Annotated in this window: 22 protein-coding genes; 1 reads left to right on the top strand and 21 read right to left on the bottom strand. The window is 33.8% G+C overall.

What is annotated here, in order from left to right; genetic code table 11:
• Positions 1–99: 99 nt before the first annotated feature.
• The 7 genes from BM183_RS05645 to BM183_RS05620 all read right to left on the bottom strand — a co-directional run bounded on the left by BM183_RS05645 (position 100) and on the right by BM183_RS05620 (position 6,045).
• A complete protein-coding gene (locus tag BM183_RS05645) occupies positions 100–1,308 on the bottom strand; it encodes a CDP-glycerol glycerophosphotransferase family protein (protein ID WP_091685134.1) in 1,209 nt (402 codons plus the stop codon).
• Between the two features lie 15 nt (positions 1,309–1,323).
• Positions 1,324–2,493: a glycosyltransferase family protein gene (locus BM183_RS05640; RefSeq protein ID WP_091685132.1), complete on the bottom strand. Its 1,170-nt coding sequence runs from the start codon at positions 2,491–2,493 to the stop codon at positions 1,324–1,326.
• Positions 2,493–3,725: a CDP-glycerol glycerophosphotransferase family protein gene (locus BM183_RS05635; RefSeq protein WP_242960872.1), complete on the bottom strand. Its 1,233-nt coding sequence runs from the start codon at positions 3,723–3,725 to the stop codon at positions 2,493–2,495. The genes BM183_RS05640 and BM183_RS05635 overlap by 1 nt, the downstream gene beginning before the upstream one ends.
• Before the next feature lie 172 nt (positions 3,726–3,897).
• On the bottom strand, positions 3,898–4,299 hold the full coding sequence (gene tagD, locus BM183_RS05630; RefSeq protein ID WP_091685131.1) for a glycerol-3-phosphate cytidylyltransferase: 402 nt from the start codon (positions 4,297–4,299) through the stop codon (positions 3,898–3,900).
• A gap of 475 nt (positions 4,300–4,774) precedes the next feature.
• A complete protein-coding gene (locus tag BM183_RS05625; RefSeq protein WP_091685129.1) occupies positions 4,775–4,996 on the bottom strand; it encodes a hypothetical protein in 222 nt (73 codons plus the stop codon).
• A 296-nt stretch (positions 4,997–5,292) separates the two neighbouring features.
• Complete coding sequence (locus tag BM183_RS20490) at positions 5,293–5,538, bottom strand: hypothetical protein (protein ID WP_139221484.1); 246 nt, start codon at positions 5,536–5,538, stop codon at positions 5,293–5,295.
• Between the two features lie 63 nt (positions 5,539–5,601).
• Positions 5,602–6,045 (bottom strand): hypothetical protein, encoded by a 444-nt coding sequence (locus BM183_RS05620; protein WP_091685127.1) that lies wholly within the window; start codon positions 6,043–6,045, stop codon positions 5,602–5,604.
• A gap of 129 nt (positions 6,046–6,174) precedes the next feature.
• On the opposite strand from BM183_RS05620, the gene BM183_RS05615 reads away from it, so the two are divergent.
• Positions 6,175–6,876, top strand: a complete 702-nt coding sequence (locus BM183_RS05615) for a hypothetical protein (protein ID WP_091685125.1) — start codon at positions 6,175–6,177, stop codon at positions 6,874–6,876.
• 632 nt (positions 6,877–7,508) lie between these two features.
• On the opposite strand, the gene leuA is transcribed toward BM183_RS05615, so the two are convergent.
• From leuA to BM183_RS05545, 14 genes are all read right to left on the bottom strand, one after another.
• Positions 7,509–9,179: a 2-isopropylmalate synthase gene (leuA, locus tag BM183_RS05610; protein ID WP_091685123.1), complete on the bottom strand. Its 1,671-nt coding sequence runs from the start codon at positions 9,177–9,179 to the stop codon at positions 7,509–7,511.
• A gap of 720 nt (positions 9,180–9,899) precedes the next feature.
• Positions 9,900–10,163: an HPr family phosphocarrier protein gene (locus BM183_RS05605; protein ID WP_091685121.1), complete on the bottom strand. Its 264-nt coding sequence runs from the start codon at positions 10,161–10,163 to the stop codon at positions 9,900–9,902.
• A gap of 43 nt (positions 10,164–10,206) precedes the next feature.
• On the bottom strand, positions 10,207–11,430 hold the full coding sequence (locus BM183_RS05600) for a CdaR family protein (RefSeq protein WP_170847901.1): 1,224 nt from the start codon (positions 11,428–11,430) through the stop codon (positions 10,207–10,209).
• Positions 11,411–12,367 (bottom strand): diadenylate cyclase CdaA, encoded by a 957-nt coding sequence (gene cdaA / locus BM183_RS05595; RefSeq protein WP_091685117.1) that lies wholly within the window; start codon positions 12,365–12,367, stop codon positions 11,411–11,413. Before cdaA ends, BM183_RS05600 begins: the two co-directional genes overlap by 20 nt.
• A 25-nt stretch (positions 12,368–12,392) precedes the next feature.
• Positions 12,393–13,457, bottom strand: a complete 1,065-nt coding sequence (locus BM183_RS05590) for a hypothetical protein (RefSeq protein ID WP_091685115.1) — start codon at positions 13,455–13,457, stop codon at positions 12,393–12,395.
• A 50-nt stretch (positions 13,458–13,507) separates the two neighbouring features.
• A complete protein-coding gene (locus BM183_RS05585) occupies positions 13,508–13,906 on the bottom strand; it encodes a hypothetical protein (RefSeq protein WP_091685113.1) in 399 nt (132 codons plus the stop codon).
• Positions 13,907–14,301: 395 nt separating this feature from the next.
• A complete protein-coding gene (locus BM183_RS05580; RefSeq protein WP_091685111.1) occupies positions 14,302–14,832 on the bottom strand; it encodes a cysteine hydrolase family protein in 531 nt (176 codons plus the stop codon).
• 64 nt (positions 14,833–14,896) lie between these two features.
• Positions 14,897–15,442, bottom strand: coding sequence for a phosphodiesterase (yfcE, locus tag BM183_RS05575; RefSeq protein WP_091685110.1), 546 nt, complete (start codon positions 15,440–15,442; stop codon positions 14,897–14,899).
• Between the two features lie 54 nt (positions 15,443–15,496).
• Positions 15,497–16,156, bottom strand: coding sequence for a YkgJ family cysteine cluster protein (locus BM183_RS05570; RefSeq protein WP_091685109.1), 660 nt, complete (start codon positions 16,154–16,156; stop codon positions 15,497–15,499).
• Between the two features lie 251 nt (positions 16,157–16,407).
• Positions 16,408–17,100 (bottom strand): TFIIB-type zinc ribbon-containing protein, encoded by a 693-nt coding sequence (locus tag BM183_RS05565; RefSeq protein ID WP_091685107.1) that lies wholly within the window; start codon positions 17,098–17,100, stop codon positions 16,408–16,410.
• Positions 17,101–17,111: 11 nt separating this feature from the next.
• Positions 17,112–17,687: a PCI domain-containing protein gene (locus BM183_RS05560; RefSeq protein ID WP_091685106.1), complete on the bottom strand. Its 576-nt coding sequence runs from the start codon at positions 17,685–17,687 to the stop codon at positions 17,112–17,114.
• Positions 17,688–17,803: 116 nt separating this feature from the next.
• Positions 17,804–19,105: an SPFH domain-containing protein gene (locus BM183_RS05555; protein ID WP_091685105.1), complete on the bottom strand. Its 1,302-nt coding sequence runs from the start codon at positions 19,103–19,105 to the stop codon at positions 17,804–17,806.
• A 13-nt stretch (positions 19,106–19,118) separates the two neighbouring features.
• Entirely contained in the window at positions 19,119–19,841 is a 723-nt protein-coding gene (locus BM183_RS05550; RefSeq protein ID WP_091685104.1) for a hypothetical protein, read from the bottom strand.
• Positions 19,842–20,048 carry a ribbon-helix-helix domain-containing protein gene (locus tag BM183_RS05545; RefSeq protein ID WP_091685102.1) on the bottom strand — a complete coding sequence of 69 codons (207 nt, stop codon included), beginning with the start codon at positions 20,046–20,048 and terminating at the stop codon, positions 19,842–19,844.
• Positions 20,049–20,594 lie beyond the last annotated feature (546 nt).

The raw sequence follows: 20,594 nt of genomic DNA, 5'->3' as shown, positions 1-20,594 counted from the left end.
GGGCGGTTTTCTTACCGCTCCACGCAAATTCCGCCCAATCAGACAATGCGGGGAGCTAAAGCAATGCAAAGGGGAAGTACTATCATATCTATTCCTTTCTTAGATGTCTATAACATCTAATATCCTGTCTACCACTTGTTTTGATGCGTTACCTGTTTCATATATGGTTAATGTATCTAAAAACCTTTGTACTCTTTCTTGATCTTCTTCCGGATTATAGTTTGTAATACGACTAAACAACTCCTTCTCCGTATTCCCTTTCAAGAACGGAAGATCTGTATATTCAAAATAAAATCCTCTGTCTTTCGTGTATTCTCCTTCATCTAATGCATATAACAATACCGGCCTTTTCATGAAAGAAAATTCAAACATAATGTTAGAATAATCTGTTATCAGTAAATCTGCCGCTGCCATTAGTTCATAAATATCCCTATAATGGGAAGCATTGATGATTTGACTGTCATAGGTGATAAAGCTGCTTTGTTCAGATACTAATGGATGAAGTCTGACAGCTATAATCCAGTTTCCGCTGAATTTATCTTCTAATACATGTAACAGCTTATGAAAATCCAGTTGGTATGGTTTTGTATTATTACCTTCCCGGTAGGTTGGAGCATAGAGGGCAATGTGTACGTTTTGATCAATATCCAACCTGTTTCTTACCTCTCGCATTAAGGCAGGATTAGGCTGTATTAATATATCATTTCTTGGACTGCCGCATTCTAATATTTCCCCATCATACCAAAAGCTGTTTCGATACATATTAGTACAAAAGCTGCTATTGGATACATACAAATCAGCCATTTCTGAATCACGTTTGGCATTGGCTACATATTTTGCTCCTAATTGTTCCTCATAATCTTTTTCAATTTTTTTGAGAGCAATGCCTCCATGCCAGGTTTGAATGTAGTATTGACCTTTTCTTTTTCTTATGTAGCTTTCCTTCCGGTTATTATCTACCCATACTTTACCTGTGGCCAATGCAAAGATTGCCCTTACTGAGTTGGTCTTTAATACTTTTATTCCCTCCGGTGCATAGGCGGACTTTGGATTATTCGTAATAAAATAAATAGAAAAAGGACTCTCTCTATTGTCTTTTTCTTCTATTTCTATTTTACGGTTTAACAGTTCCTCAGTTACATACTTTGCGTTATCTCCAAACCCCCACACATTACATACAACTACTTTACTTTTATTAACAGGCAGTAAATGAAAGATGTGAAATAAGCAAACAATCCATACATACCGAACTTGTTTTAATATAGAAAGTAACCAGCCCGGCAACATTTTTTTTATTAAGGTTCTCATTACAACTCCTTGTAATTATAAAAGGGTTTCTAATATTTCGGAAAATTGTTTACCGGTTTTTTCCCAACTTAAGGTTTCCAAATAAGCTTGTGAAATATCATGCATATCTTGCAACATCTGAGGCTGTCCAATGACATTTTTAATCTTACGGTACAAATCCTCATAAGACAATGATGTTAGTATGGCACTATTCTCCGGGAAAAAGTATGGGAATGTTCCATCTTCAAATTCTATGAGAGGAAGCCCAGTTGCAAGCATTTCATAGGGCACTAAAGATACATTGCTCATAGAAGCTACCATACCAAAATCCGCCTTTCGGTAAAGAGACAATAGCTGTTTCTTACTCAGCATTCCCAGATTGGTACCGGCTTCGCAGTGAAAACTTTTATCTTCTCCATAGTATTTAATATGAAGATTAATTCCCTCTTTAGCAAATTCTTCTTTCACATGCTTTAATAAATACTGTATAATAGTTGGTAGCCTTTTACCATAATATTTTAGATACACCGCTATAATAAAATCTTTTTTCTTTCCATAAGCACTGTAATCACGTTTAAAGTGAGGGTACTCTTTACTCTCATAGGGGAATTCTATAACGTCAATAGGTGAAACCACCTTACAGTTTTTCTCAACCATTTCTTTGTTCCATCTTCCAAGGCTCACCATATGAAGACCTTGTTCATAGGTTTTATTAGCCATAAGGAACAATTCACCAAAGGAATAAAAATATGGTTCATAATCCTGAAGAAAATACATTTTGTACCCTTTCATTTTCTTTACAACGGATACGGTATCCCATGAACTGGCAATTACAATATCGGAACTTAATTTTCCCAAATATTTATTGGTATACATGGTCCCTCTGTAGTTACTTAGGTTAGAAGAAGCACATTCTTCCATATCAGATTTAGTCTGTGGCTTATAAACCGCATAACCTACGTCATAACCTAATTTTGATAATTCAGTACCCAGGCGTAGTATGGAGGTTTGTCCCCCACTGTATTTTGCCATTCTCTCTATAACGAAAGTGATCTTTTGTATCTTAGCAGGTTTTCTATTAACAATTACCGAGGCATCATAGGGATCTAATCTTTCCTTTACCTGACGTTTCTCAACCACAGATTGAAGATTGTGATATACGCCCTTTACTTTTATTTTCGCTGCACTTTTCCAGTTATTGATCATTATTTTCCTCCCCTTACTAAAAGTTCTTCAATTAATTGTACCATTTTTTTGGAGGCATTTCCGTCATCTGCATGATTGTACTTTTGATGAAATGCCTTATATTTTTCTTCATGATCTTTCGGATTATATTGCTGTATTGCTTTTATCAACTCTGCTGTTGTACGGGTGACAGGTCCCGGTGCTTCTTCCATAAAGTCAAAGTAAAAGCCCCGCAGGTTATCCTTATAATCCTCTAAATCATAGGCAAAAAACAGCATTGGCCTTTTTAATATGCTATAGTCAAACATAACGGAGGAATAATCGGTTATCATCATATCTGCTGCTAAATACAACTGAGCAATATCCTCGCACATATCAAATTGATATACAAAACCTTTATATTTGGACCAGTCTAATTGATCTTTTACAAGGTAATGATATTTTACAATACATACGTAATCTTTACCTAGCTTTTCCTGTAATAAATCAAAGTCAAGGGTACTGGCGAATTTGTAAGCACCTTTGTTGTAAAACTGGTTATCCCTCCAGGTAGGTGCATACAAAAGCACCTTTTTATCCAAAGGCAGCCCCATTTCTTTCTTTAAGTTCTCTATATATTCCGGATTATTACCTGAAAACAGAATATCATTTCTCGGATATCCAATTTCTAAAACCTTTTTATCAAAAGCAAAAGCTCTTCTGAATATATCAGTAGAATAACGGTTTTGAGAAATAAGATAATCCCAGGCTCTGGAGTCTTGATAAAATGTCTTTTTATATTTTTCAAGGTCCGTTTCCCCATCCATTGAAACAGAATCCATATCCAAAGCCAGTTTTTTCAGAGGTGTTCCATGCCAGGTTTGTATAAAACAAGCTCCTTTTTTCTTCCTGATATATTCAGGCTGTCTGGAATCACATACTATAATTCCTGCTTTGGCCATTATAAAGTAGTAACAAAGTCTGGAACGTCTTATCTTCTTTGCATTTCCCTGAATCTGTATATTTACATCATCCAGTAAATAATAACAGCGGAATTTTTTATCCAAACCCTGCCGAACCATTTCTTCATATATACACCTGGGATTACCGGTGTAATTTCGTCCCATATTACTTTCAAATACTATCATGTCCTTTTGCAGCGGAAGGATTTTAATTTCTAAATGATATAGTTTAACAATTACATTCTTTATTACCTTTTTTACACTATTTTTTAGTGTGGTAATTAACTTTTTCATATTCATATTTACACCCATTGTATATCCTATCTCCTTGCAGATGTGATATACCAAATAAATAGGGTTGAAAGAATTATGATGTGATATTTTATACTTATTTTCTTTCAACCTTTTTAGTTCTCATTTAGTACATTTCCTTTTATATAAATGAAGTTTCTTATTCTTTTAATCTATAACAAATGTAATCATGCTATTTGTTTGGGCTGCTTAATTTTAAATCAGTTTTAATTTTTGTAGTAGAAATGCCTTCTGTTCTAGGTAAATATACAACTTCACAGTAATCTTTTAAGAAGTCAAACTCACCTTTCCAGTCATCACCCATAACGAAAATATCTACTTGATTATCTACAACATCTTTTACTTTTTGTTCCCAGTTGTATTCCGGAAGTACTTCATCTACATATTTAATGGCTTCTAAAATAACCTTTCTGTCTTCATAGCAATGATAGGCTGTCTTATGCTTAATAGCATTAAATTCGTCCGTTGATAATACAACAATTAAATAATCTCCTAATTCTCTTGCTCTTCTTAATAGATTTATATGTCCTACATGTAATAAATCATAGGTTCCGTAAGTTATAACCTTTTTCATAATATCCACCATTCTTTCCAAATTATTTTAATATTAAGGGAAATTTGTGGCATTCCCAAATTCATGTCAATTCCCTATGTACAAGCCTAAGCCTAAATACGATTATAATATATTTTTTATATAAATACCAGTAGAACGCTTTATAAAGAAGAAGTTATTCCATATCCTAAATGTTCTTTCATATAATAATTATCAATATTCATTTAAATTATTGACATTAATTTTGTATTTATCATACAAAAAAACTACCAACCAGGCCTTAAAATGAACCTGAAGTCAGTAGTTTCATGTATGTATTTATCTATTTGATATTTGTGATTATTATTTTATACTAAGATAATTTCAATCATTACCCAAAGATTGGTTTAATAATATTCAAATTTTTCGTACTCTTTTTAATTTCTTCATTATTAAGGTTTTCATAAAATATTTTTGATCTTCATGAGATATTGTCTTTCTGATAAAATCATTTCCATTAAACGTTAAAATTATTGTTGGAAAAATCACCATCAAAGACAACATTAATTCCTAATACAAAAAAATCGTATACTTTAAAGTCTGGAATCCTTCTATTGCAAAGTTTCAGGGCCAAGGATTTGTCCAGGACAACATCGGTTCCAGCAGACAATGCTGTTTGAACCTCCGGCATATTCATTAATTCTTCGGCAATAAGTTGTTCATTATCTGTAAATATCAAATTAGGACACTCTTCTTGTGCCTGTTCCAAAGTTAATGATGTTTTGTTAAACGAATAGACAGTGTGCGATTTCACCCTATTTATAATACCCACTATTATGAGTAACATGCCCATTAAAACAATGTATAGATTTTGACTCGCTTTGATAAGCTAATTCGGTTAATAGTAACACCTCCACAGTCCTCTCTTTTGAATGGTATCACCCACAATAAACAGCTACATTGATAATAAGCAGAGTAAATAGGAGAATGCTAAATCACACAAGCCCATAAAGGCTATCCGTGCGGCTGTCAAAATTAGTCTACCGATGTTGTTTCTGTAGAAGCATTTTGAAAGTGCTCTACGAAAAGGTTGGGCAGGGTAGTTTTTTTCATCCATATAATTCTTACTAGCTCCTCTTTAAGTTTAATACGAAAAAATGAAAATGAAGAGGTAGGAATGATAGAGGTAAACATAAAAATGACCTTAAATGCAGTAATGGAGCGGGATTCAAAGAATCCTACCCCATTACTTGACAAAGAGCCAGAAGATTTCCATTTCATGAGATTCTTCGTCTTAATAACTCATAATGACAGTTTAGTATAATTTTATAATTTAAAATATTTCTACATACCACTATTATAAATTTCCTCTTTGGGATATTTATTAGATAGATCGTCAAAAACTTTCTTTATATCATCAGAATAATCTTTGTTTGACTTATAATTTTGATTATTGATTCTAATATTATCTGAAAATAAACTGATTGCAAATGCCTCTTCATTATGTGGTTTAATATAAATAATGTAATCTACTCCATCTAAATTAATATACTCTTGTCTATTTAACTTTATTGATTTTAGTAGTTTAAATAGTATATTAATATCTTCTTGTTTCGTTACAGAACAAGAATAACCTTCAGATGGATTAGATATGTTTATTACCTTTATATTTAAAACATTCTCATCTTTTAAAGGATTTACATTAGTGCTTCTATTGTAAATTAGGAAAATTACAAGCAACATTGTAATCATTAATCCGAATATTAATATTAGTCTCTTTTTTTTCATTTCTCTTTGTTCTCCCTTTAAATATAATTCTTTTTTTTGGAAATTTATATTTACATATTACCATAATTATGCTAATATGTAAATATATAGTTGGCCAATTATAAAAATAAATTAAAAGGGGTAATTCAAATGAAAAAGAAAAGTATATTATGTTTATTAATGGCATTCTCATTATTACTTATGCCTGGTACTAGTATTACAGCAAATGCGAGCACTAAAGAATCTACAGAAATTGTACTAGGGGACACCGTTTTAGAAACTTCAGATTATGATAAAAGTGATATAAGTATTTCTAGAGATTTATCTCAAAAAAATGAAGGAATAGTTATTGTCACTATTAGAGATAAGGAAACGGGTAGGATTCTAGAAGTAATTACCGAAAAAAATCAAAGCAAAAATAATTTAATCAATTCAGTAAACAGTCCATCTGGTAGTGGCAATTATATTTATAACATTCGAAGACAACGTAATGATGGTCCAGTAACTATTTATTTAGATTGCACAGTGTACATGTCTGATTCTGGAATGTACACGCAAATAAATCAAGTTCTAGGAACTAATATATATATTTCATCTACTTGTGATTCAACATTAGAAAATGCTGTTTCTTACTGGGTAGTACCAAATAACGTATTTCCAACAGCAGAAGTAAGTTTTTGGGGTTCTGGTGTTACTACTGGAAAACTTGATACATCTGTTGAAGTAGGATATTCTGTTGAATTTTTAAAAAGTATCGGTTATAGCGTTACTACTACAGCAGGAACAACTGTTTACTTTAGAAAACCTATTTCTATGAGTGGCACATTTTATACTTATAGTACTGGTCATTAATTAATTATTATAAGTACATTATATGTTAGGCACATTGCATATAAATAGTAAACGTAAAAATATGATTATATTAATGTATTAAATAGTAATATCAAGAGGTCGGCAGGTGATTTTTTCCTACCGACCTCTCAGTTAAATTGGAAAGAAGGCTTTCACCTCAAACTTCTCACAAAACCGTACTTGAAATTCTCCTTTCTTATCATTCAAATTAAATATTCATATTTCCAATGAGCAAACAACAATAATTCTCTCATTTTCAGAATGCAGAACCATTGTTCTACTCCGTTTTCTTCTTCTTCTGAATCGACTAAATTTATACATTGCCAATTTAGTAATTCTTCTATCTAAACAATCCAGAGTATATTTCATTTTAGGTGAATCTAATCTTTTAAAAAATTTATCATCTTCAAGTCAAGAAATACAGTTTTTCATCAATAATTTGTTCAATTTTCTTATGATTCCATCAACTTAATCTTATCTCTAAAAACTTTTTACTGATTGTTCATTTGTAATATCATAAATTTGCATCTTTTTTTCTATCTCTACGTCTAATAAGCATCTTTGACGTTCTCTCTACACTAAAGGAGTCTTAAATTTTCACATCGAGAATCTTCACATTTTCCAGCGCCTATCTATTCTTCATTCAACCTATTCAAAGCACTAAAGATAGCCCGAATGGAAGCTCTCGTAATGTTAGAACTTTGACCTACACCAAAGACCGTTTTACCAGTCGTATTATCCATCAGGTGAACATAAGCTGCTGCCTGTGCATGAGCTCCTTCTCCCAATGCATGTTCGGAGTAGTCCAGCACTTTTATGCTAATACCCAATTCTTTTTGTAACCCTTTCAGTACTCCATCAATAGGACCATTTCCAGTAGATTCAAAGGTTTTCTGGACACCATGATTGGTATATAAAACAGTTACCATAGTGTCAAAAGAATTATCAGAATCGGATAAGTCTTCAAATTTGCATTTTCTAAAATGTAAGGGCTCTTTCTTATCCAGATAATTGATCTTAAAGGCCTCCATAATCTGTTCTGGTGCAATTTCACCTTTTTTCTCAGACATAACTTGAATAATATCTGCAAATTCTTTGTGCATTCCTTTAGGCAGCTTGTAGCCAAAATAGGTTTCCATAATAAAGGCAACTCCACCTTTGCCGGACTGGCTGTTAATACGAACAATAGGCTCGTATTTTCTGCCAATATCGGAAGGGTCAATGGGAAGATAAGGAATCTCCCAAACAGGACTCTTCCTTTCATGCATTGCCTTAAGTCCTTTATTAATGGCATCCTGATGTGAACCGGAAAATGCTGTGAATACCAGTTTACCTGCATATGGATGTCTTACATGAACTTGTATTTTACAACATCGTTCGTATACTTCTATAATTTCATTTATATTTTCCAGATTTAAATTTGGATCAATTCCCTGAGAGAACATATTGTAAGCAATATTAATTATATCCACGTTACCGGTTCTCTCTCCATTGCCAAATAAGGTTCCTTCCACTCTTTCCGCCCCTGCAAGAATAGCTAATTCCGCACTGGCTACTCCGGAACCTCTGTCATTATGAGGATGAACGCTTAATATAATACTATCTCTGTCTTTAAAATTCCTGTTCATCCACTCAATTCGGTCCGCATAAACATTTGGAGTGGTCATTTCAACCGTTGAAGGTAAATTGAAAATAATCTTATTATCAGGTGTGGGCTGCCATACTTCCTGTACTGCTGTACATATCTCTAAAGCAAAATCCAATTCAGTTCCGGTAAAGCTTTCAGGAGAATATTCCAGAGTAATTTTTCCGGGAAAATCTTTTGCATATTCTTTAACTAACCTAGCTCCGCTAACAGCTATTTCTTTAATCTCTTCTCTATCCATATGGAAAACCACATCACGCTGAAGGGAAGATGTGGAATTATAAATATGAATAATGGCATTCTTTACTCCCTCTAATGCTTCAAAGGTTCTCTTTAACAAGTGCTCCCGGCATTGAACCAATACTTGAACAGTAACATCATCGGGTATTAATTTTCTATCTACTAATTGTCTTAAAAAATCATATTCTATTTGGGATGCAGATGGGAATCCCACTTCAATTTCCTTAAAACCTAACTTAACCAACAGGTTAAAAAACTCAACCTTTTCTTCTACTACCATAGGCTCAATTAAAGCCTGATTGCCGTCTCTTAAATCAACACTACACCATATGGGTGCTTTCTCAATTTGCTTATTAGGCCACTGTCTTTCCGGAAATTGAACAACCGGTATTCTTTTATATCTCTTATAATTCATCATGATAATATCCTCCCATAAATTAAATTTATAAATGCATAATTAAACAAACTACTTTAATAGATATACTAGTAGATTATGCTTTGGAGTCGATATATCACGCTGTATTTTTTTACAATGAATAATTTGGCTTTGTCTATTCTAGCCCCATCCTTATCAATCCCTTTCTGCTGATTACACTTTAATGACTTTTCTCTTTCACTATAAATTTGTTCTATGAATTTATTCCGGAAACATGCCTTATGAATACATTTCAAGAACAGATTCATATGATTTAGAATTTGCTGCCCTTTATATTACAGAGAATTTAAGCCATTTATTACGTGGTGTTTTGTAATTTGTTCTCCATTATAACACCGGTATATTTATTAATCAACTACTAATTTTAAAAATTTACCATTCAAGATATTTTATATATTTTCTATACTATTTTAATTTTAAGGATAATGGTTAATTCATATATATACGATATGTTTCATATTTTCAAATAATTACTCAAAAAAATAAGAGTCTATTGGAAAAAAGTTTTATAATAAATATAAACCGCACCCCAAATGTTATTTTTGTAAACATACGGATGCAGCAGTTCACGCTATACAAATAGTCTGTAAAAACATACTGAAGTATTTTATCTTTACACTAAAAATGTCATTCCAGGTTTTATCAAACTTGGAATGACACAAATATTTTACATTGGAATTTTACTCTGATTTATAGGATTCTTCACTCTCCAAGCCCATCTTCAATGGCTTTTACTAAAGTCCTTAATGCCTCCTCTTCATCTTCACCTTCACAAAGTATTTCGATTTCGTCACCTGTTTTCACACAGGCACCCAATACACTCAAAACGCTTTTGGCATTAGCAGTTGTCTCATTAAATTTTATATCAATTTTAGACTTAAACTGTAATGCAATTTGGCATAGCAGACCAGCTGGTCTTAAATGTATTCCGGTTGGGTTATTCACTACAACCTTACTACTTACCATTGCTCAACCTCCTATAAACCGTCTTTAATTATTAATTAGCAAATCAATCGTCGTAAGCTAAAGTTACACTAATACCTGGATTTGATAAGCTAACTTTATCTTTTATGGAAGAATCAAATTGAATATTATGAACTTCTGTTCCTACACCGGCACCAGATAAATCTATGTAAGGCTTTATATCGCCCTTACTAATTTCGTTTAATTCACCCTTAGTTCCGCTTACTTTCGCATAAACCAAAGAGGAATTATCTATGGTGGCTACAGTTCCATAAGGAACATTACGAAGTTCTATTTCATTTGAATTAAAACTTATTTCTTTGCTTTCTATCTTTTCTATATCTATATTGATAACTGCGTTTTGATTTTCATCAATTAAAATTACATCTTCTGTAATATAGTCTTTAATATCGATCTCATCTTCTATATCAGCACGTCTGTTATTAATATTATAAACTGCCGTAATATATGGAACTTTATCAAGTTCCTCCTGCTTTCCTGCAATAACAACCTGTTTTGGTTCATAGTCAAAACCCACAAATTCATATCCATAATAGGGGGTTCCTTTAATCTCTACCCATAATTTGACTGTTTTTGTATTTAAAAGAGTAACACTTACATCCACTTTTTCAAAATTAAAGGTCATTTTGCTGGAATCCATCAGAGATCCATTCTTATCATATACTTTCGGTATGATTTCCTTTTCTCCAAAAGATTCATCCCGATTCGTAACGTTAACTTCCACCACTACTTCATTGATTTTCTTTATAACGGACTCTGCTCCGGATACTTGTATTATATTGGGCCGTGCAGTTTTAGCGGATATATAATATCCCGGTGCCACGTTTCCCTTTTCTACTACATCAACTCGGAATTGTTCCGTAATCCGATTCTCAAGGTTGACTTCCATAGTCATTACTTTTTGACTGATTTCAACCTCAGGATATCTTGGAAGGCTAACATCAATAGGTACCGCATAGGTTAGAGATAATTTAGATAAGTCTGCCACTGCCCGGAAATCCTCTTTTTTTAATTTGTCAATAATGGAGCGTTTCCCTTTTACTTTAACATCTACTGTTTCCCCTGAAACAACATCATATACCTTGTCTCTGGATATAATGGCATTTTCATTTATTCTTGTTACAGGAACATCTTTAATAGTTGAAGTAGTAGCCGGATCATCCACGTTTAAAATAACTACCCAAATAAGGAATGCTAAAGCTAATGATAGAATTTTAAGACCGGTGTTTCTAGTCAACTTTTCTTTCATGTTCATCCTCTTTCCAGCGATTCACTTGCTTATCAGTGACATTGCTTTGATTGTTAGCCTGAATATTATCTTTTCCAGGCTTAAATCTTCTTTTCCATAACTTGATTTTCTTAACATCTGCTACCCTATTCTGCATTGCTACAAGCTGGCTCTTTAAATAATCCCCATCCACATTACGTATTAGAGTACCTCCCATAGCAATAGATACTTTACCGGTTTCTTCAGATACTATAATTGTTAAACTGTCGCTGGCTTCGCTGATACCAACGGCGGCTCTATGTCTGGTTCCCAGGTCTTTACTTATCTGCATATTATCAGATAAGGGAAGATAACAGGTAGCTGCAGCAATTCGGTTTCCACGAATAATAACTGCACCATCGTGTAATGGTGTATTGTGCTCAAAAATATTTATTAATAGCTGACTGCTTACTAATGAGTCTATTGCTATTCCAGTTTTTTCAAAATCATATAGTGTAACATCTTTTTCTATTACAACCAATGCCCCTGTTTTGGTTTTTGCCAATTGAAAAGTTGCCTTTACAATAGCATTTAAGGACTCATTGGAGAAACGTTCATTCTTATCTTTGGAATCACTAAAGTAAAAAATAGGTGTCATAATATTATTCTGTCCCAGTTTTTCAAGAGCTTTTCTAAACTCAGGCTGGAAAATAATAATCAAAGCAATAATACCTACATTAATGGATTTATAGAATATATAGATGATAACGTCCAAGTTTAATATGGTGGCTACAAACCAAAGTCCAAGCAGCACAATAAGCCCTTTCAATAACATCCATGCACGGGTCTGTTTAACCCAACGTATGACATGGTATATTACAAAAGCTATGATTAATATCTCAATAATGTCTGTAATCCATATTTTAGGTAAGGATAACCATGCTACATAATCTTTAAAAAAACTTATTATTACGTCCATCTTGTAACACCCACTTCACTTAATATTATTTCCCATCACCGTTTCGATCTATTCCGTAGTCAATATATTCCTGGTCTTCTTCGTAATCCTCATCCTCATCTTCTTCACGAATTCTGTTTTCTAAATTGTTTCTCCCTTTAATTGCATCCTTCATGCTATACTTTTTCTGAGGATTAATTCTCTTCACATTAATTTGGGGTGTTGTTACATTTATCTTTGGAACCGCTTTCACATAGTAATAGTAGTCTTCGTCTTCAAATTGAACATATTCCACGCCCGTATAATCTAATGCTAAATGGAAAAACTGTATGACAATCCCCAGAATACCTGAGACCAACGTTCCCAGTATCATAACTCCAATCTGATTGTCAATGTCAAAAAATAAATTACTGATTAAAAATCCCAAAATACATGTTAATGCACCTGCAACAACAGCAATTTCATGGGCATAATCAAATTTCATACGTCTTACTATATACGTAACAACAATAATACATGCAAAGATAATTATTGTTACAAAAAGTTGCTTATTGGCCACTAATTGATTGGCTACATTAGTATAGAGCTGCAGCGTATCTTCAACCGAAGCCTCTACTTGCAGATTTTGCGCATCCTTAATTATTTTAAATAAATAATATACTATTACTCCACAGCTTGTAGGTATAATAGTAATGGGTGCTGCAAATAGCCCCAATACAATGGGTACAACATAAGGTATCTTCAGCAGGTAAAGGATAGGAATTGCAAGAACTACATATCCTAACTTTGGAGTATACCGCAAAAACAGGCTGTAAATAATTAGTACAATCAGAATAATAATTATGGACAATATTTTAGACATGGCATACACATGACCGATGGACATTAAAATAGCAAGTAAAATCAAAACACCTGATGGTGTAAAGGCACTAAGTAAAGACAGCAATAATACAATGGGTAACTTTTTCAGTCTTATATCATAACCAATAGAAGAATTAATAAGCTGAAACACAATAAAAGCAACCACAAATTTAATTATAGGATCAATATAAAGTTCATACTTTTGATACAAACCTCTTAATCTTTCTCGAAAAACTAAAATATTCATCATTATTATTTTTCCTCTTTTCTGAAGATGTCATAATAGACCTAGTCTGATGACTATTCGTCTATTTGTCCTTCCTGATAGATTCGGTCCAGTCTTTTCAGAAATTTATAATACCCGGCTAAATTTCTTCTAGATTTATCGTATTTATATGAGCATACAAGTATTGTAATTATTGTATACGCAAATAAAAGTAGTATATAAATAGTTAAAATAATTTTACCTATTCCTACGTAATCCAGAGTTACTGCCTTACTGATAATATATTCTGCTTTATAAATACCGATCATGAGAAGAATTAAAAAATATCCCAGGGTAACACTTACCACTGTTTTCAACACTTGCAAACGAATATAGTCGGTTTTATAGTATTTGCTCATACTAATATCTTCCTTATTCTTTTGTTCATATAAAGCAAGTCTTGACATAACATTTATCTTTTCATTATTTAACATGATAACCTCTCTTTTCCATTATCATCATCTCTTTATGCCCATATAACAGCTTAACATAATATTCTTTAATTTAATTATTGCCTAATTAATGGTATACTTATGCTTTTACAATATCATGATACATTATAACATATGTAACCGTTATTTTCGAGCACTATTTTTAAGAATCAATTACTATTTGTTTAATTTTTCTTTAAATAAAAACAAAAGCGCATGATGATTTATTATTAAATCCATGTAAATAAAAGGTCAATATCACATTGTTAATGTATTTACTTTTATCCTCATAGATTTTATCCAATTATCATACATGCACTTTTCAGTTCTAGAATGATACGCCTTCTACTACAGTATTCCCGCTGCTTCACTGTTTCCGCCATATCATTTATAAATTTTTATAAAGTTTCATTTAAAATTGAAATCTGACACACTTTCATTGCTTCTAATGCAGTCTTGTGGCTGCTGGGTGTTACTCCTGCACAACAAGATGCATCAACACTAATTCTTGCTTCTGGAAAGAAAGCCTTTAAAATCATCGCGTTGGATATAACGCAGATATCTGTACACAATCCGATTAGTTCAATCTCTAAATCCTGATCCGGATACTTAGATTGTATATATTGTGCCAGTTTGGCAGATCCAAAGGTAGGTTTATCTATTGTTGCAGAATCTGCAACTTCCAATACTTCAGATATCTGCCAGCCTTTTGTATTATAAATACAATGAGGAACCGGTAGATTCCTGCCTTCCTGTGTATCTAAATAATTCTCCTGGTGGGTATCTCTTGTAAATATAACCGGATGTCCGGATTTACGATATTCATCTATCTTTTGTCCTACATTTGAGAGTATCTCAACTGCTTCCTTTGTTCCTAAGGCACCATCAATAAAATCATTCTGCATATCAATTACTACTAAGATCTTCATGCTAAACCTCCTCTGCTATTTTTAAGCTAAGTTATTCCTTTTTCCCTTATAAGTATCTTATGCACTATTCTTTATATTCCAAATATTCCGTTCCATTTTCAAGGTTCTTCCATACAAACCTATTCCCATCTATTATCATATAACTATTGCAGCTATTTTCTTTTGGTATGGATATAGAGCCCGGATTCATATATATATAATTTTCATGTACTATATATTTTGGTACATGGGTGTGACCATTCAAAAGAATATTTCCATTTTGCAGAGGCGGCAGATTCGTTTCATTATAATTATGACCGTGAGTGGCATAAATTATATGATTCCCAATCATAACAACAGCATAATCCGCCATAATGGGAAACTCTAAAACCATCTGATCCACCTCTGTGTCACAGTTGCCTCGCACACACAGTATTCTGTCTTTCATACCGTTTAACATGGCAAGCACCTCTTTAGGAGCATATTCCCTTGGTAAATCATTACGGGGTCCATGATATAATATGTCACCCAATAATAGCAGCCGGTCTGCCTTTTCTCTTTCAAAAGCCTCTAACATAAGCTTACAATAATATGATGAACCGTGTATATCGGAAGCTATCATTAATTTCATCCTTCATTTTCCTCATTTCTCACTGTATTTTTTCACTTTTATTGGAGCTGATAATTACAATACCTTTCGAATTGTACTTAGTCTTTGACTAAATTGTATATAGAACTCCATATCTGTAGTATATTTCTTTACATAAAAGCTATTTAGTATGTACATGTTCATATTTCTTATCAGATTTTCATCCTGTGTGTTCTTTATTATATTTTCAACATCATTTAAAAGATAATGCCAATCTATCAAAAACTGCTTATTTCTCTCTGGCTCCGGTGTATCAATCCACTTACTGACTCTTATTTGGGTTTTTGAAAGATTTTCGCATTCATTGGTCTGTAAAAAATATTTAAAATCATGATTATCATAAACCCTTCCAAGGGGAAATATTCTGCAAATACCCGGTCGGTAAGGGTGGATACTGCATTTCCCTTCCTGCCCCAGAAATGAACAGCCCTCACGAAGACCTGCCATCTTAAGATTTGGTAATATAACACCATCTACCACATTTAATTCTATTTTATCAATCAATAATTCTTCAAAGGTAAGATTTAGATTCGTAGTTAACCGGTATATATCATAAGGATCCAGAATAATAGAATTCCCCATTCCATGACAGCACACAGCAGCTCCCTTACAGCCATTACAGCTTGCCTCTACCAAGTCATTTAAATCATATAGTCTACCATCGGATATTTCATTAAGGCTAACATTCCTTTTCACTTAGTATTCCTCTCTTGTTTCAATTATATAGTTTAAATATGAGATTACTATTGCATTTTATTATAGCATAACTGATGTAATCTGCAATGAATTCTATTCTATTAAATCAAAAACTGTCTCCCAGTTTCATTAACTAAAAGACAGTTTCTTATTGATTTATGTTATAAATTAAACTCGCTATAATCCTATACTTTTTAAATCAGGTTATGGTTAATAATGATAGTCTCCAATACAGATTTTACCCACAGATGCTAAATTGGAGATCCACAGTACTCGCACTCATTTGGAGCATTAGGCTTCAACGTGTTAGTTGCACCACAGTTGGGACATTTGACTATTCTTGGCTGTACTGGGTTTGGCTGTACTGGGTTTGGTTGTACTGTTTGGGGAGTAGATTCATAAAACATCACCTTAACCGGCTGTTGCCATTTTTGTGGCGTGATTAATTCTCTCCCGCTAAGATCAAGATAAGAGTCTGGGAAGTATCCTATATCAAGCATAAGCTGTAAATCTTTACACGCCGTTTCGTAATCAACAGGATACTCTGCGGCAATATTATCTATGCTGTGGTCAATGTTTGCATTTACGATGGCAGAATAGCGGTTAAATTTACGTGCCAGTTTGACGTATTTCTTACCTTTGAATATGCAGAGCAGACCACTGCCATTAAACAATATTATCAAAAAAATTAACGCTTCGACTGCGTTCCTTTCATCTTCCCCTTGAAAATCAAGGGAAGAACCCGTAAAAATGTAGATACATCCAATACTGAAAAGTACCCATCCTAACCTTTGAAGGGATTTGCCATTATTAGCATAATTCAATTTCTCTGTAGTCATCTTTTTTACAAGCATAAAAATCCCAATTGGAAAGAACAAGAAAAACATCAATATAATACTGCCCCAAGAAATGGACTTTTTATTATATGTACTCATATTGCCCATATTTTACCGCCTTACTTATCAGAGATTTGCGCACCGCAATACTCACATTCATTTACAGTGTTTCTTGTAATTTTGTTTGTGGCACCGCAACCGGGGCATTTAACCGTTACAAATTCAACTCCGGGAGTATTGACCTGCTGGTGAATGGGACTGGTAGTATATGTGGCGGCTGTACCAATCTGGGAGAATACAATGCAGTTTCTCTCCTGGTTGATATAACAATTAGGAAATAAACCCATATTAATCATGGTAACAACATCTTTTCTTACTGCATCTACAGGTTTTCCTACCGAGGTTGCTAAAAGGTCGATAGATTTTGTTGCGTCAGTAGCTAGCCGCGTGCTATAGTCTTGATATATCTTTAAAAGTTTCTTTTTCTTCTTACCTTTACGAATAAGTGAGACACCACCTGCGGTAAAAGCAAGAAAAATAAGCACCATTGCCACGTCAAAAGATTCTGATATCTGGGTAACACCAACAATAGTACAAAAACCGCAGAATACCGCAATAATCCATCCAAGAATAGTCTGGATTATTCCCGTACTTTTGCACTTTATTATTGCTTTCTGTGAATCCGTCATAGCCATTTATATGCCTCCCATTATCGTTATTATCTATACCGTTTACTTTTGTGTTTTGTTTGCATTATCAGTAACATATGTAATTACAGCAGCAAGAATTTCTGCTGTAATTTTACCCGCTCTTATTCCAGTTTTGTTCCGCAATCAGGACAGAATTTCGGATTTCCACTAATAGGTGCTTTACAGCCGGGGCAAGTTTTTAATAGAGAAACTCCGCATTCCGGGCAGAACCGAGCGTTCTTGTTTGGAATATTCGCTCCGCATTTTGGGCATGGAGTTGGAAGTTCATAATTGCACTTCGGACAGGTGGTTACCCCATCATCAAGATCTGCTCCGCATTTCGGACATGGATTATATCTATCACCGCACTCAGGGCAAAACTTCATGGTATTCTTAAATTCTGTACCGCAATTGTTGCAAATTATAGTATCTTTTTTTCCTTTATTAGTTTTTTCCTGTGTATCAAAACCACAATCTGAACAGAATCGCTTTGCCTTTTCCATTATAGAATTACAGTTAGGACATACTTTAGTTTCAGGTGCAGCCGTATTCAGATGCTGGGATATGCCGCCAAACTGACCTCCAACTGCTCCACCCATTGTGACACCCATACCAAGTCCCATACCTGCTCCCATAAGCTGAGAAGATGTTCCGGGATTCTTAGCTGCACCTTCCAGGGTATTGAAAGAACGTTCCTGCTGATAGTTGTAGCCAATAATATTCATTTCAGCCTTCTTGGCAAGGGCACTCTTTAACTGCTTTACAGCCGGATCATCTTCCGGAACGCTAATATCATTTACATAGAAGTTTACAAGGCTGATTCCGTATTCCTCAAGAACCGGTGCCATACGCTCCTGAAGAAATGCTGAAAGTTCTTCAATATATGCGTTAATTTCCATTATACTGATTTGCTTATGTATCAGATACGTGGAGATCGCATCTTTTACTTTAGTTAAATACAGTCCTCTGAAATATTTAACCATGCTTGCTTTATCAAATAGAGGAAGTGTACCAACCAATTTTACAAGGAATTGCTTGGAATTATCAATCTTTACTCCAAACTGTCCAAATGCTCTAAGAGGAACAAAAACCTGATATTTAGGATCTTGCAGCTGAATGGGAGATGCCGTTCCCCATTTAATATCTAAAGAATAAACTTTATTAATAAACCATACCTCTGCGGTAAATGGTGATCTGCTTCCAAAAGGTATATTGATTATCTTGTTTAGAACCGGAATATTGGCTGTGTCCAGGGTATGTCTTCCGCTTTTGAATACATCCAAAGCCTTACCACCCTTAAACAGAACTGCTTCCTGGGATTCATTTACAATCAGCTGTGTCCAGGTACCAAGTTCTTCACTGGGATATTTCCAGGCAAAAACATCCGGCCCTCCATTATATTTTATTACTTCTACAATAGCCATTTTCTACCCTCCGTTATATACCACTTTTTGTGGAAATAATCTGCGAATTCCTGTTATCCACCAGTTGGAGAATGCTGTTTACATATGATTCTATATTTTTTGTATTTTCAGATTGTTTTTCCACCATATTAAAAACTTCATTCTGAAGTTCCCCTAATTTAGTCCGTATCCTGTTATCTATTTCTACAATGTCTTCTTCTGATGAATACTCGGAAAAACGTATCCTATCGGCAACCTTATCAATCATCTTGACAACAGGAGTTCGAATATTGGCAGATAAGTCAGGTAATTTTGATTTAATTTTCTCAACTTCCTGAATAAGAGGCTGCAATTCCCGTAATTGTACTTTCACTTCATTATTCTGCTTCACTACCAATCCTTTGGTCAGCATCAACAGAATCGTTATGATAGCAAACAGGCCTAAACAGGCAATATGAATGCTTATAAATTTACTAAAAGATAGTACAAACACCTTTCCGAAAATGAAATTAACCAAAAATGTAATTACTACATAAACATAAGAAAAAGTAATTAGCGATAATTCAATAGGAAAAGCCGAGCTAAGCTTCTGGACGCTAATAACAGTTAAAACTGCGGAAATAAGTATAGCCAGAACAAAAAATAAATAGCCCCACCAAAATATATTGGTTTTTTCTTTGACAAGAATAAATGAAAGAGCAGAGTAAACTACGATAAAGATAAGATATATAAAATATGTAAATGTTTTCTTTTGCATTTATTCATCTCCTTTCATCAAATCAGTGTCAATGTTAATGATTGCATATTCAAGACACATCATTATTACCTCATTACGGTTTCTCCCAGTATATTCCGCTATTTCATCAATAGTTTTTATCATATCATTGGGGAGACGTGAAGATATTACTGATGTTTCACCCTTGAATTTTTTGGGTGGAATAAATAATTTTTTATTATCAGACATACAGGGGTAAACCTCCAATCTACATAAATTATCCAGTATATTGTATTACAATTGTATACATTAGTCAATATCTCTGGTTAATACTACTACTCAAAAGTTTATTAGGTTGCCAAAAGCCGGACAGTTATAGATCAATCTTCCGATTGCACTTCTATATCTGTCCGGCTTTTTTGAAAATTTTATTATATTATAAATAATACAAGTAATACTATAATGTTTTCATTGTCGGGACGGATTTGGGGTTTTTGTACACTCCGTTCCACCCTGCTCCTCTATATTCCGCCTTAATCCATCTAGCGTTTCCCGACTCTTTACATCCCGTTCCGTGGTGATGTCTTAACGTGTGGTACCGGGTGCGTCAAACCTAAAAAGACGGTTGCTCTATGGACTAAGACGTATGGTATTTTGTGTGAAAAATATGCACTGTTTTCACAGGCACTTTTACAATACAAAAATCTTATCTTCCATGTTCTTGATGACTTCCTTCTTCTTGTCCTCGGTGCAGTCAGCGTAGATATCCAAAGTAGTCTGAACATCCTTATGGCC

Origin of the sequence: Anaerocolumna aminovalerica, assembly GCF_900115365.1 — a bacterium.
Lineage (GTDB): Bacteria > Bacillota > Clostridia > Lachnospirales > Lachnospiraceae > Anaerocolumna > Anaerocolumna aminovalerica.
This window is presented reverse-complemented; position numbering and strand designations above follow the sequence as displayed.